The organism is Allohoeflea poritis, from assembly GCF_027889715.1.
Taxonomy (GTDB): domain Bacteria; phylum Pseudomonadota; class Alphaproteobacteria; order Rhizobiales; family Rhizobiaceae; genus Hoeflea_A; species Hoeflea_A poritis.
This window is the reverse complement of record NZ_JAPJZH010000001.1, coordinates 229,659-242,199: the sequence shown is the minus strand read 5'-3', so window position 1 is coordinate 242,199 and position 12,541 is coordinate 229,659. Positions and strand designations below refer to the sequence as shown.

Sequence of the window (12,541 nt, the reverse complement as noted above, 5' to 3'; positions counted from 1 at the left end):
ATGTCCTGCGACCAACAGTCGTGATTTTCGCCCTTGCGGTCCTGATGACATCGGCAGCCGGCGAATCGATCTCGCTCAGACCCCACAAGGACAAACTGTTCTCCTACCCGTCGGTGCTGGAAAGCCGCGACGGCGGTGCCTTTCTGAAAATCGACTACCGCAAGGAACGCGACATCGACAAAAGGGACCAGGTGCCGGAGGTGCGGGCTCACAGGCACTATGTCTCGATGCGGCCAAAGCGCCAACAAAGAACCGTCACGATCCGCTCTGGCGATACCGCCGTGGAAGCCTATGAGGTCGGCCCGACCAGGAAGGCGAAATTTGCTGTTATTTTCATTCATGGCCGCGGTGGAGACCGGCGCCTCGGCGTGAAGGACTGGACTTTCGGCGGTAATTTCAACCGGCTGAAGAACCTGACCGTCAGGAATGGCGGCGTCTACTATGCACCGACGATCCCGAGTTTCGACGGCAAGGGCCTCGAACATCTTAAGACGCTGGTGACCTATATCCGGCATTCCGCGCCGAACGCACCGGTCGTCCTGGCGTGCGGGTCAATGGGCAGCACCCTTTGCTGGAGAGGCGGCAATGATCCGGGTATTTCGTCTCGCCTGGCCGGGATCGTTATCCTCGGCGGCACCGTGGACGAGACATTTGTGCGCAGTGCCGCGTTCCATGCGGGCGTTCCGGTGCTGCTCGCCCATGGCAGCCGCGACAGTGTCTATGACTGGCGTGGGCAGCACGCGCTCTACGAACGCATCCGTTACGCATCATCGGATGGGATTTATCCGATCCGCTTTGTCCTGTTTCAGAGCGGCAGTCATGGAACGCCGATCCGAATGGTCGACTGGCGCGAGACGCTGAACTGGATGTTCTCAAGTTCCGGGTAACAAAAAAGCCGGGCAATATGCCCGGCTTCTTCCATTTCGTGTGTCTGCTGATCAGACAGAATAGTACATGTCGAACTCGACCGGGTGCGGCGTGTGTTCGAAGCGGATGACTTCTTCCATCTTCAGCTCGATATAGGCGTCGATCTGGTCGTCGGAGAAGACGCCGCCCTGTGTCAGGAACGCGCGGTCTGCATCGAGCGTTTCGACGGCTTCGCGCAGCGATGCCGAAACGGTCGGGATTTCCTTCAGTTCCTGCGGCGGCAGGTCGTAAAGATCCTTGTCCATCGCATCGCCCGGATGCAGCTTGTTCTTGATGCCGTCGAGGCCGGCCATCAGCATGGCCGCGAAAGCAAGGTAGGGGTTGGCCGCCGGGTCCGGGAAGCGGACTTCGACGCGCTTCGACTTCGGCGAGGTGCCGAATGGAATGCGGCAGGATGCCGAGCGGTTGCGCGCGGAGTAGGCCAGAAGCACGGGCGCTTCATAACCCGGAACCAATCGCTTGTAGGAGTTGGTCGACGGGTTGGTCAGTGCATTCAGGGCCTTGGCGTGTTTGATGATACCGCCGATATAATAGAGGCAGGTCTCCGACAGGCCGGCATATTCGTCGCCGGCGAAGGTCGGCTTGCCGCCTTTCCAGATCGACTGATGCACATGCATGCCCGTGCCGTTGTCGCCATAGACCGGCTTCGGCATGAATGTTGCCGTCTTGCCATAGGCATTGGCGACCTGGTGGACGACATATTTGTAGATCTGAAGCTTGTCGGCGTTGCGGGTCATTGTGTCGAACATGATGCCGAGTTCGTGCTGGGCGGCGCCCACCTCGTGGTGGTGCTTTTCAACCGTCAGGCCCATCTCGGCCATGACCGTCAGCATTTCGGAGCGCATATCCTGGGCGCTGTCGACCGGCGGGACCGGGAAGTAGCCGCCCTTGGTGCGCGGACGGTGCGCCAGGTTGCCCACTTCATATTCCGAACCGCTGTTGGACGGCAGTTCCGAGCTGTCCAGGATAAAGCCGGTGTTGTAGGGGTCGACGGTGAAGCGCACATCGTCGAAAACGAAGAACTCGGCTTCCGGGCCGACATAGACCGTGTCGCCGATGCCCGATGCCTGCAGAAAGGCTTCCGCCTTTTTCGCCGTTCCGCGTGGATCGCGATTGTAGGGCTCGCCCGAGATCGGATCGAGGATGTCGCACATGATTGCGAGGGTGGACTGGGCGAAGAACGGATCGGTGTGGACCGTGTCCGTGTCGGGCATCAGGACCATGTCGGATTCATTGATGGCCTTCCAGCCGGCGATCGAGGAACCGTCGAACATGATGCCGTCGGCGAACATGTCCTCATCGACCACGGCCGCATCCATCGTCACGTGCTGCATCTTGCCGCGCGGATCGGTGAAGCGGAGGTCGACGAATTTCACGTCATTGTCTTTGATCTGCTTGAGAACATCAGAGGCACTGGTCATTTAATCTTCCTAGTTTCCAGAGTGGTTGTGGTCGGGCACCGGTGAGGTTCGGTGCCGATTAGATGGCATCGACACCGGTCTCGCCGGTGCGGATGCGAATGACTTCTTCGACATTGGAGACGAATATCTTGCCGTCGCCGATACGGCCCGTCTGGGCAGCGTTCCGGATGGCTTCGATGGCCGCGTCGACCGTATCGTCCGCAAGAACGATCTCGACCTTCACCTTGGGCAGAAAGTCGACGACGTATTCAGCGCCGCGATAAAGCTCGGTGTGGCCCTTCTGTCGGCCGAAACCCTTGGCTTCGGTCACGGTAATACCCTGCAGGCCGACTTCCTGAAGAGCTTCCTTCACCTCGTCGAGCTTGAAAGGTTTGATGATTGCTTCGATCTTTTTCATCAGAGAATGTCTCGCTGCTAGATCCACAATGCGGAATTATCTCCACCTTCACACGCCAATGCATATGCCGTGCCAGTTTGATATTCGCCGGCGCAAACTCCGTACTTTTTTTGTTGCCCGGCGGTTTTCGGCAATTTCGGATGCAAAAGCGGTAAGATTCAAAACCTTGGGGATGCCACATGACTCCGATTGCGCAAGGCTGCCTAAAATTTAGCCTTCCATGAATGCATAAGAATTAGGCAATTGCACATCAAATAATCACCTCGAATCTGCGATGACGGTTCAAGATTTTTCCATCGTTGGTATTGTCGCTGACAACGTGAATCGCAATCAGGCGGGCGCACCATGACAGTTTCCGAGATACGCGGCCACCATCCGATCCTGACGCCAAAGGCGATGGGCGAGGTGGACCGCGCGGCCATCCAGTCCGGCATTGATGGATACCGCTTGATGCTTATCGCCGGCGCGGCAATTTCCGCGTGCGTGCTCGAGCATTATCCGGAAGCGACCGGCGCCATCGTGCTGTGCGGCCCCGGCAACAATGGCGGGGACGGCTATGTAGCGGCGCGTGGCCTGGCCGAGGCCGGCATGCCTGTGCGGCTCTATTCTTCGGTGGATCCGGAACGATTGAAGGGCGACGCGGCAACGGCGCGCGACGACTGGCAAGGACCCATCCATTCGTTGGCCGATCTGGACTGGCGGGATAGTGAAATCGTCATCGATGCGCTTTTCGGCGCCGGGCTGGACCGTCCGGTCGAGGGCGCGGTCGCCGAGGCCATGATGACGGTTGTCTCGTCGGAACTGCCGGTCGTCGCCGCCGATCTTCCGTCCGGAGTCTCCGGCAGAACGGGCGAGGTCCAGGGCGTCGCGCTTTCAGCTGAACATACGGTCACCTTCGCGACCTACAAGCCGGGCCACTTTCTCGTGCCCGGCGCGGATTATTGCGGTGACGTCCATCTCATCGATATCGGTATTCCTCAGCGTGAAATCGACGCGCATGATCAGAATCTCTGGCTCAACACGCCGGAGATCTGGTCCGACAGGATTCCCGAACCAAAACTGTCAGGGCACAAATACAGCAAGGGCCACCTTGGCGTCTTCAGCGGTGCGTTTTCCCACACCGGCGCCGCGCGGCTTGCCGCCCATTCGGCGCTCCGCGCCGGCGCCGGGCTGGTCACCGTCCTTGCTCCCGCATCGGCTATTGCATCGAATGCGGCACATCTGACCGCCATCATGCTGCGAAACGTCTCCAGCGACGAGGATCTTGACGCATTGCTTCAAGACCAGCGCATGAACGGGTTTGTGTTGGGGCCGGGATTCGGTGTCGGCGAAAAGACCTGTGGGTTTGCGCGCACGATCATTTCCACTGATCGTGCGTTGGTTCTGGATGCCGATGGCCTGACCTCATTCAAGGACAATGCCGAAGATCTGTTCTCAGCGATTGCCGATGGCGCCGCGCCGGTCATTCTGACGCCCCATGCCGGTGAGTTTTCGCGGCTGTTTCCTGATCTTGCGGCGGACACCGAGCTTTCAAAGGTCGATCGCGCACGAATGGCTGCGGACCGTTCGGGCGCTGTCGTTCTTTACAAGGGAGCGGACACCGTGATTGCTGCGCCCGACGGTCGTGCGGTGATCAATGTCAACGCGCCTCCATGGCTGGCGACGGCCGGCTCCGGTGACTGTCTGGCGGGGATCATCGGCGCTTTGCTGGTTCAGCATGTCCCGGCCTTCGAGGCTGCGGCGATTGCCGCCTATATGCACGGCGAGGCCGGGATGGAACTGGGCGAGGGTCTGACGGCCGATGATCTGGCGGATGGTATTCTATCGCCTAGCGTACTGTTCGAATAGGCGGGTTACTCTTTGTGCCGCTCATGCGAGAGGATATCGGATGCGGAAGACCGGAAATCTGCTCAGCGACCTTCCCGAAGGGACGGCTCAAGATGAAATCTTCGATACGCTCGCGATGGGGCCGGGCATGCGCATCGAGCGCATTGTGTCGACGGGGCAGGTGACCGCAGAAGGCGAATGGTATGACCAGGACGACGACGAATGGGTGGTCGTGATTGCCGGCGCCGCGCGCCTCAAGATCGAGGGCGAGGACGATGAGCGTCGATTAGGGGCAGGGGACTGGATCCACCTGCCGGCCCATTGCCGCCACCGCGTGACCTGGACACAGGAAAGCCCGCCAACGGTCTGGTTGGCGGTTCACTATGAGGCAGCCGGCTGACCGCACTGGTTCAGGACCTTGGCAACATGCGGCGCGACACCATTTTCAGCTCAGTCTGAAGTCGATTTCACGGAAATCTTCAATGAGCGGACAAACAGGCTCCGCATCATCCGGATTGGCAAATCCTATGGCGATCACGTCGCTTCCCGCGTTCAGTCCTGCTTGAATGCCCGCGGGCGCGTCTTCAAAGACCAGACATTCTTCGGCTTTCGTACCAAGCCTTTCCGCGGCCAGGATGAAACCGGAAGGATCAGGTTTCCCCCGTTCGATATCTTCTGCGGTCACCAGCACCTCGGGAACGAGCAGGCCGGCTGCTTCCAGCCGGCGGGCAGCGAGATCACGGCCGGCGGACGTTACGATGGCCCAGCGCTTTGGCGGCAATCGGCTCAACAGGTCCACTGCGCCCGGGATTGCCACGATGCCTCGGACATCGCTGGCTTCCGCCTCTTCGATTTTTATGGCTTCGGCCTCGCAGTCCATGCCGGCTTTCGCATGGTCTCGAACCACGTCAATGGTTCGCCGGCCATGTGAAACCGCAAGCAAGGCTATGGGGTCGATTTCGTTGGCGACGGCCCAGTCTGTCATGACACGCTCGAGCACGGCCCGGGAATCCAGAAGCGTTCCATCCATATCGAACAGAACGGCTGAATAGGCGCGATCGAGCTGGAGCATTCTTTATCTGGTTCCTTCACAAGCAACGCAGAAGCAGCGTGTGAAACAGGCGTTTCGAGGGTCCGCTTCCTAAGTCGCACACCGTTCCTGCAACGCCAGCGCGGCCTGCGGCGCACGAACCTTCCCCTCATGGATGAAGTAAACGAAGACGTCACGTGCAGTGACCTCGGCCGAGCGATCCGGGTCCGCATAGGAAAGCCCGTCCGGCGTGCCGCCTTCGGCCCATCTCCTTGCGCGCTGTCCCCAAAGGTCCAGCGCCTCGGCCGGGTAGGCTGTCGGAATGTCATCCTGCCCTTTCTGCAGACGTGCGTAGACAAAAGGTGCCGTGACATCTGCGATCTCGGGATATTTCAGATGTTCCGCATAGACGATGGCTGCTCCATGCCGTGACGCCAGCTCCACGAATTCTGGAGACGAGAAGCTTTCGTGCCGCACCTCAACCGCATGTTTCAGAGCAATTCCGTCCCGCGATTGCGGCAGCATGGACAGGAACGCGCCGAAATCGTCAGGATCGAATTTCTTCGTCGGCGCGAACTGCCACAGAAGGGGGCCGAGATGATCGCCCAGTTCGGTTATGCCCGAGCCGAGGAACCGTTCCATCGACTCTTCGCCTTCCGTGAGCACACGCCGGTTCGTTACGAACCGGTTGCCCTTGACCGAAAACACAAAGCCTTCTGGTACGTCCTTTGCCCATTTGGCGAAAGTTTCCGGTTTCTGCGTGCCGTAATAGGTGCCGTTGATTTCGATTGTCGCGAGTTGGCGGCTGGCATAGTGCAACTCGTCCTTCTGTCGCACACCTTTCGGATAGAAAGTGCCCCGCCATGGAGCGAAGGTCCATCCGCCAATACCAGTTCTGATCGTGCCGGTGTGCGCCATTACAAGGTCCCTCGCAAAAGTTATTCCGCGGCTTCGATGTTCTTGGATGGCCGTCTTTGCAAAAGGTCTTTGAGGAATTGCCCGGTATAAGAGCGCTCTTCCTCCACGACCTGTTCCGGTGTGCCGGTCGCCACGATTTCGCCGCCCCCGTCGCCGCCCTCGGGGCCCAGATCGATGATGTAGTCAGCGGTTTTGATAACCTCGAGATTGTGTTCGATCACGACGACCGAATTGCCCTGGTTGACGATCTCGTGCAGCACGTCGAGCAGCTTCGCGACATCGTGGAAATGCAGGCCGGTCGTCGGTTCATCCAGAATATAGAGCGTCCGGCCGGTGGAGCGTTTCGAAAGCTCCTTGGCAAGTTTTACGCGCTGCGCCTCGCCGCCGGAGAGTGTCGTTGCCTGCTGGCCGATCTTGATATAGCCGAGACCGACCCGCCGCAGCGTCGTTAGTTTGTCGCGCACAGCCGGTACGGCCGAGAAGAACTCGCAGCCTTCCTCGACGGTCATCTCCAGAACGTCGGCAATCGACTTGCCCTTGAAGGTGACTTCCAGCGTTTCGCGATTGTAGCGTTGTCCGTGGCAGACATCGCAGGTCACATAGACATCCGGAAGGAAGTGCATCTCGATCTTGATGACGCCGTCGCCCTGGCAGGCTTCGCAGCGTCCGCCCTTCACATTGAACGAAAAGCGCCCCGGCTGGTAACCGCGCGCCTTCGCCTCGGGCAATCCCGAGAACCAGTCTCGGATCGGCGTGAATGCGCCCGTATAGGTCGCCGGGTTGGAACGCGGCGTGCGGCCGATTGGCGACTGATCGATATCGATGACCTTGTCGATATGCTGCAGGCCGTCGATGCGTTCATGCGCGGCCGGATTGTCGCGCGCGCCCATGATCCGCCGCGCCGCCGCCTTGTACAGCGTTTCGATCAGGAAGGTCGATTTGCCGCCACCCGAAACGCCTGTAACCGCAGTGAAGACGCCCAGCGGAATACTTGCCGTAATGTTCTTGAGGTTGTTGGCGCTCGCGCCGACGACAGTAATCTGGCGCTTCTTGTCGATCTTGCGGCGTTCGGCCGGGACCGCGACCTCCTGAACGCCGGAAAGATACTGCCCTGTCAACGAGGTCGGCGAAGCCATGACGTCCTGTGGCGTGCCCTGGGCAACAATCTCGCCACCATGGATGCCGGCCGCCGGTCCGATATCGACCACATGGTCCGCGGTCAGGATCGCGTCCTCGTCATGTTCGACCACGATCACCGTATTGCCGATGTCGCGCAGATGCTTCAGCGTTGTCAGAAGCCGCGCATTGTCGCGCTGGTGCAAGCCGATCGACGGCTCGTCCAGAACGTAAAGCACGCCGGTCAGACCTGAGCCGATCTGCGAGGCGAGGCGGATGCGCTGGCTCTCGCCGCCGGACAGGGTTCCCGAATTGCGCGACAGGGTCAGATAGTCCAGCCCGACATCGTTGAGGAACTTCAGCCGATCCTTGATCTCCTTGAAGATACGGCCGGCGATCTCGTTCTGCTTGTCGGTCAGGCGATCCGCCAGCCCGTCGAACCAATCTCCGGCCTCACGGATCGACATCTCCGTAACATTGCCGACATGCAGGTTGTCGATCTTGACCGCCATCGCCTCGGGTTTCAGCCGGTAGCCGCCGCAGCTGGGGCAGGGGGCTGCCGCCATATAGCGCTCGATTTCCTCGCGTGCCCAGGACGAGTCCGTTTCCTTCCAGCGCCGTTCCAGGTTCGGAATGATGCCCTCGAAGGTCTTCGATGTCTTGTAGGAACGCAGACCGTCGTCATAGTGGAAATCGATCCTGTCCTTGGTGCCGTTGAGGATCGCGTCCTGCGCGGCGTCCGACAGTTCGTTGAAACGGTCGCCGAGCTTGAAATCGAAATGCCGGCCGAGCGCCTCAAGTGTCTGGCCGTAATAGGGCGAGCTCGATTTGGCCCAGGGGGCGATGGCGCCGTCCCGCAATGTGCGTCCGGGCTCGGGAACGATCAGCGCCGGATCGATCTTCTGCTGTGTGCCGAGCCCGTCGCATGTCGGGCACGCGCCGAACGGGTTGTTGAACGAAAACAGCCGTGGCTCGATTTCCGGGATGGTGAAGCCGGAAACCGGGCAGGCAAACTTTTCGGAAAACACCAGCCGCTCGTGGGTCTCGTTCTTCGACTTGTTGGCGCTGCCGCCGGAGGTCTCTTCTTCCGGCAGCGGTTTGTCGGCCATTTCCGCCACCGCTAGTCCGTCGGCAAGGCGCAGGCATGTCTCTAGACTGTCCGCCAGCCGCGTCGCCAGATCCTCGCGAACCACGACGCGGTCCACGACCACGTCGATATCGTGCTTGTATTTCTTGTCCAGCGCCGGCGCGTCGGCAATCTCGTAATAGGCACCGTCAATCTTGACCCGCTGGAAGCCCTTTTTCATGAGCTCGGCCAGTTCCTTGCGGTATTCGCCTTTCCGGCCGCGCACCAGCGGCGCCAGGATGTAGAGCCGCGTGCCTTCTTTCAGAGCCATGACCCGGTCGACCATCTGGCTGACGGTCTGGCTCTCGATCGGCAGCCCCGTTGCCGGTGAGTAGGGGATACCGACACGCGCAAATAACAGGCGCAGGTAGTCGTATATCTCAGTCACGGTGCCGACCGTCGAACGCGGATTGCGCGAGGTTGTCTTCTGCTCGATGGAGATGGCCGGCGAAAGCCCGTCGATCTGGTCGACATCGGGCTTCTGCATCATTTCCAGGAACTGGCGGGCATAGGCCGAGAGGCTTTCCACGTAGCGGCGCTGGCCCTCCGCGTAGATCGTATCGAAGGCGAGCGAGGATTTCCCGGAGCCTGAAAGCCCCGTCATGACGATCAGCGTATTGCGCGGCAGGTCGAGATCGACACTCTTCAGATTGTGCTCGCGCGCACCGCGGATCGAGATGGTCTTGAGTTCGCTCATGGTCCCCTTCCGCAATCGGATCGATGATGCGCGCCGCGCCGTTCAGACAGCAATTCGTGGATTGGATGCGATGCAGAATCTAGGGCCGATCCGCGCCAAGTCGAGATACGCACGCCACATTGCCACACACACATGACCCATGCTGAATCATTTGACAAGACACAATAGTGCAACTAGAACATAATGTGAACAAAAAACCTCCTGTGGATAGTTTTTTGACAGCGGACACGGGCGGTCCTGATGGTTTATTGTCGCGCCGGATTGAAGAGGGCATAGGCTTTTCGGCAGATGGCGGCATGCCCGGATTTGTGAGGATGGAAGATGGCAGGCAGTGTCAACAAGGTGATTTTGGTGGGCAATTTGGGTGCGGATCCGGAAATCCGCCGGACACAGGATGGCCGGCCGATCGCCAATCTGCGGGTCGCGACTTCGGAGAGCTGGCGTGACCGCAACACCGGCGAGCGCCGGGAAAAGACGGAGTGGCACCGTGTCGTGATCTTCAACGAGGGTCTTTGCAAGATCGCCGAGCAATATCTGAGAAAAGGTTCGAAGATCTACATCGAGGGCCAGCTTCAGACCCGAAAGTGGCAGGACCAGAGCGGACAGGACCGTTATTCCACTGAAGTGGTGTTGCAGGGCTTCAACTCCGCGCTCACCATGCTCGACGGCCGTTCGGAAGGTGGCGCCGGCGGCGGCGGTGGTGGTGGTGGATTTGGCGACAATCAACAGGATTACGGTCAGCCGGCGCCGGCGCAGGAAGGCGGCTTTTCACGCGATATGGACGACGAGATCCCGTTCTGACCCACGCGGACTTTTCATTGCCACCTGCCTCGCGCGCATGTGATTTCCCTAAACTTGCCGGGCATGCATGATGGCGGCCTGACGAACAGGAGGTGCGCATGTCCGGCTTGTCGCTCGCAAGGCAATACGTTCGACTCATTCTGACCGCGGCAGTTTTTTCATCCGCATCATTGGTTTCGGCCGGAGAGGTCGACGTCGTGGCTGTGGATGCGGAACGCCAATCCGACGGAAAGTGGCGGTTTTCAGTCACTTTGCTGCATGATGACGAAGGCTGGGACCATTATGCCGACCGCTGGGATGTGGTCGGCCCGGATGGAACGGTCTACGGCAAGCGCGTGCTTGCGCATCCTCATGTAAACGAGCAGCCGTTTACACGCTCGCTGTCAGGTGTCGCTATCCCGGATGGCGTTACGTCGGTGATCATCCGCGGCAATGACAGCGTCCATGGCCTTGGCGGCAAGGAAATGACCGTCGATCTTGGCAACTAGGTCTGTAGCGAGTCCGACTTCCCCGGTTTTGTGCTAGGAAACAAATATCTGAACCGGGCTGGCGACACGTTTGACTCTGACCGAGCGTACAATTGAAGACTTTCTTGTACTGATCGGTCTCGCCGTCATCGCCATTGTCTTGCGCGCCCGGTTCACGATTGGGCGGGGCGAGGAAAAAGTTTTTGCCCGGCTGGTGACCGACTTCGCGTTGCCTGCCCTCGTGTTCACCTCGCTGAGCCTGGATCCGTTCTCGGTCGATCAGATTTTTCCCGCCATACTGATGTTTGCGACGGTCGCGACGGTCTCGCTTTTTGCCTGGGTCACGGGTACCGCGATCGGGCTGGCACCCCCGGTGCTCGGTTCATTTGTTTTGGTTGCCGGCGTCGGCAGTTCGTCGACGCTCGGATATCTGCTGATCCGCCATGCTTTCGGCGGCGGCGAGTCGATCATGGCGAAAGTTGTCACCATGGGTGAATTCGGCGTCGTCGTGCCGCTCTTTACCTTCGGCGTGGCCTTTGCCCGCTACTATGGAGAAGAACCGGACAGCCGGCACGACTTTCTCCATTCGGCAGCGAGCCTCTTGAAAGCGCCGGTCATCCTCGCAGCGGTACTGGGGATCGCCGTTTCGCGTCTTGGAGTTGATCCGCACGCCGCTCCCGCCAGTGTGCTTTTCAACCTGCTCGCGGTCGTGGGCGGTTCCATGGACGTGCTTGTGGCATTTTCTATCGGCCTCATGCTCCGGCCGGTCAACCTGCGCAACCTGCTGCCGCTCGTCGTGCTGGTTGTCGTGCTCAAACTGCTTCTGGAGCCCATCGTTGCCCTGCTGATCGGATATCTATTCCAGTTGCCGGAAATCGATCGGCAATTGCTGTTTATCGAGGCAGCTATGCCTTCCGGGGCGATCGCGGCAATCGTCGCCGCCCGTTACGGATGCGACGGTGTTGTCGCGTCGAGCCTGGTCATCGCCACATATCTGATCAGTCTGCTTCTGCTTCCCCTGATTCTTTCATTGGGCATTTGAGTAGCTTTTCAGCCCGATGTGCCCGCAAGCGCCTTCACACCATCCGCGACAAACTGGACTGCCAACGCCGCCAGAAGCACACCAAGCAGCCGGGTAAGGATCGCGCGTCCGCTTTCGCCGAGCAGACGGTCGAGCCGTCCGGCAATGACGAATGCGGCAAACAGGATGGCGATCACCACAAACAGGATGGCGATCAGTTCGATACGCTCCACCGGCGTGGAATAGGTCGATGAGAGCAGCACCGTGGCGGATATGGACCCGGGGCCCGCGATCAGGGGAATTGCCAGCGGAAACGCAGCGATGTCTCGGATATGGTCCTTGGTGACGACCTTCTTGGCGCTTGCCTCGCGGCGTTCCTGGCGCTTTTCGAAAACCATTTCGAAGGCGATCCAGAATAAAAGCAGGCCGCCGGCAACCCGAAAGGCCGGTATGGTGATGCCGATGACCTTCAGAATACCTGCGCCGGCGATCGCGAAGACGGTCAGAATAATGAAAGCGGTTATGCAGCCTCTCAAGGCCACCTGAATCCGATCGGCGCGGCTCATGCCGACCGTAAGCGCGAGAAACAGCGGCGCGTTTCCCGGTGGGTCCAGCATCACCAGGAGTGTCACGAACGCATTGAGCAAAGCGTCATAGGAGGCCATTGCAGTTTAAATCCCGTTGCCGAAACAATGGTCCATTGCCCGATATCACAGCCTTTGACCGCCGCCAAACCGGACCGGCCTGATGGCTGAATTTGCCACAGATTACACGAACCGCCAGCTCGCTGGAA

At 59.7% G+C, this 12,541-nt stretch carries 12 protein-coding genes; 6 read left to right on the top strand and 6 right to left on the bottom strand.

What is annotated here, in order from left to right; translation table 11 throughout:
* Positions 1-44 precede the first annotated feature (44 nt).
* Positions 45-887, top strand: a complete 843-nt coding sequence (locus OOZ53_RS01175; RefSeq protein ID WP_271087447.1) for an alpha/beta hydrolase — start codon at positions 45-47, stop codon at positions 885-887.
* Between the two features lie 51 nt (positions 888-938).
* Here the strand turns inward: OOZ53_RS01175 and glnA are convergent, their stop codons facing one another.
* Both glnA and OOZ53_RS01165 read right to left on the bottom strand, forming a co-directional pair.
* The gene (gene glnA / locus OOZ53_RS01170; protein WP_271087446.1) at positions 939-2,348 is read right to left on the bottom strand and encodes a type I glutamate--ammonia ligase; all 1,410 of its coding nucleotides are present in this window, start codon (positions 2,346-2,348) and stop codon (positions 939-941) included.
* A gap of 58 nt (positions 2,349-2,406) precedes the next feature.
* A complete protein-coding gene (locus OOZ53_RS01165) occupies positions 2,407-2,745 on the bottom strand; it encodes a P-II family nitrogen regulator (protein ID WP_136661117.1) in 339 nt (112 codons plus the stop codon).
* A gap of 345 nt (positions 2,746-3,090) precedes the next feature.
* On the opposite strand from OOZ53_RS01165, the gene OOZ53_RS01160 reads away from it, so the two are divergent.
* Positions 3,091-4,593 (top strand): NAD(P)H-hydrate dehydratase, encoded by a 1,503-nt coding sequence (locus tag OOZ53_RS01160; protein WP_271087445.1) that lies wholly within the window; start codon positions 3,091-3,093, stop codon positions 4,591-4,593.
* A gap of 40 nt (positions 4,594-4,633) precedes the next feature.
* On the top strand, positions 4,634-4,972 hold the full coding sequence (locus tag OOZ53_RS01155; RefSeq protein ID WP_271087444.1) for a cupin domain-containing protein: 339 nt from the start codon (positions 4,634-4,636) through the stop codon (positions 4,970-4,972).
* Positions 4,973-5,017: 45 nt separating this feature from the next.
* Here the strand turns inward: OOZ53_RS01155 and OOZ53_RS01150 are convergent, their stop codons facing one another.
* The 3 genes from OOZ53_RS01150 to uvrA all read right to left on the bottom strand — a co-directional run bounded on the left by OOZ53_RS01150 (position 5,018) and on the right by uvrA (position 9,459).
* Positions 5,018-5,644 carry an HAD-IA family hydrolase gene (locus OOZ53_RS01150; RefSeq protein ID WP_271087443.1) on the bottom strand — a complete coding sequence of 209 codons (627 nt, stop codon included), beginning with the start codon at positions 5,642-5,644 and terminating at the stop codon, positions 5,018-5,020.
* A 69-nt stretch (positions 5,645-5,713) separates the two neighbouring features.
* Positions 5,714-6,520 (bottom strand): DUF72 domain-containing protein, encoded by an 807-nt coding sequence (locus OOZ53_RS01145; protein WP_271087442.1) that lies wholly within the window; start codon positions 6,518-6,520, stop codon positions 5,714-5,716.
* 20 nt (positions 6,521-6,540) lie between these two features.
* Positions 6,541-9,459 carry an excinuclease ABC subunit UvrA gene (gene uvrA, locus OOZ53_RS01140; RefSeq protein WP_271087441.1) on the bottom strand — a complete coding sequence of 973 codons (2,919 nt, stop codon included), beginning with the start codon at positions 9,457-9,459 and terminating at the stop codon, positions 6,541-6,543.
* 321 nt (positions 9,460-9,780) lie between these two features.
* On the opposite strand from uvrA, the gene OOZ53_RS01135 reads away from it, so the two are divergent.
* From OOZ53_RS01135 to OOZ53_RS01125, 3 genes are all read left to right on the top strand, one after another.
* Positions 9,781-10,260, top strand: coding sequence for a single-stranded DNA-binding protein (locus OOZ53_RS01135; protein WP_271087440.1), 480 nt, complete (start codon positions 9,781-9,783; stop codon positions 10,258-10,260).
* 98 nt (positions 10,261-10,358) lie between these two features.
* Positions 10,359-10,748: a hypothetical protein gene (locus OOZ53_RS01130; RefSeq protein ID WP_271087439.1), complete on the top strand. Its 390-nt coding sequence runs from the start codon at positions 10,359-10,361 to the stop codon at positions 10,746-10,748.
* A 70-nt stretch (positions 10,749-10,818) separates the two neighbouring features.
* Entirely contained in the window at positions 10,819-11,769 is a 951-nt protein-coding gene (locus OOZ53_RS01125) for an AEC family transporter (RefSeq protein ID WP_271087438.1), read from the top strand.
* 8 nt (positions 11,770-11,777) lie between these two features.
* Here OOZ53_RS01125 and OOZ53_RS01120 read toward each other — a convergent pair whose 3' ends face one another.
* Complete coding sequence (locus OOZ53_RS01120; RefSeq protein WP_271087437.1) at positions 11,778-12,413, bottom strand: MarC family protein; 636 nt, start codon at positions 12,411-12,413, stop codon at positions 11,778-11,780.
* Between the last annotated feature and the right edge of the window lie 128 nt (positions 12,414-12,541).

Coding starts and splice junctions, on each gene's coding strand:
- OOZ53_RS01160 (WP_271087445.1), top strand. CDS start 3,091: ATGACAGTTTCCGAGATACGCGGCCACCATCCGATCCTGACGCCAAAG.
- OOZ53_RS01135 (WP_271087440.1), top strand. CDS start 9,781: ATGGCAGGCAGTGTCAACAAGGTGATTTTGGTGGGCAATTTGGGTGCG.
- OOZ53_RS01155 (WP_271087444.1), top strand. CDS start 4,634: ATGCGGAAGACCGGAAATCTGCTCAGCGACCTTCCCGAAGGGACGGCT.
- OOZ53_RS01150 (WP_271087443.1), bottom strand. CDS start 5,644: ATGCTCCAGCTCGATCGCGCCTATTCAGCCGTTCTGTTCGATATGGAT.
- uvrA (WP_271087441.1), bottom strand. CDS start 9,459: ATGAGCGAACTCAAGACCATCTCGATCCGCGGTGCGCGCGAGCACAAT.
- OOZ53_RS01145 (WP_271087442.1), bottom strand. CDS start 6,520: ATGGCGCACACCGGCACGATCAGAACTGGTATTGGCGGATGGACCTTC.
- glnA (WP_271087446.1), bottom strand. CDS start 2,348: ATGACCAGTGCCTCTGATGTTCTCAAGCAGATCAAAGACAATGACGTG.
- OOZ53_RS01165 (WP_136661117.1), bottom strand. CDS start 2,745: ATGAAAAAGATCGAAGCAATCATCAAACCTTTCAAGCTCGACGAGGTG.
- OOZ53_RS01120 (WP_271087437.1), bottom strand. CDS start 12,413: ATGGCCTCCTATGACGCTTTGCTCAATGCGTTCGTGACACTCCTGGTG.
- OOZ53_RS01130 (WP_271087439.1), top strand. CDS start 10,359: ATGTCCGGCTTGTCGCTCGCAAGGCAATACGTTCGACTCATTCTGACC.
- OOZ53_RS01175 (WP_271087447.1), top strand. CDS start 45: ATGACATCGGCAGCCGGCGAATCGATCTCGCTCAGACCCCACAAGGAC.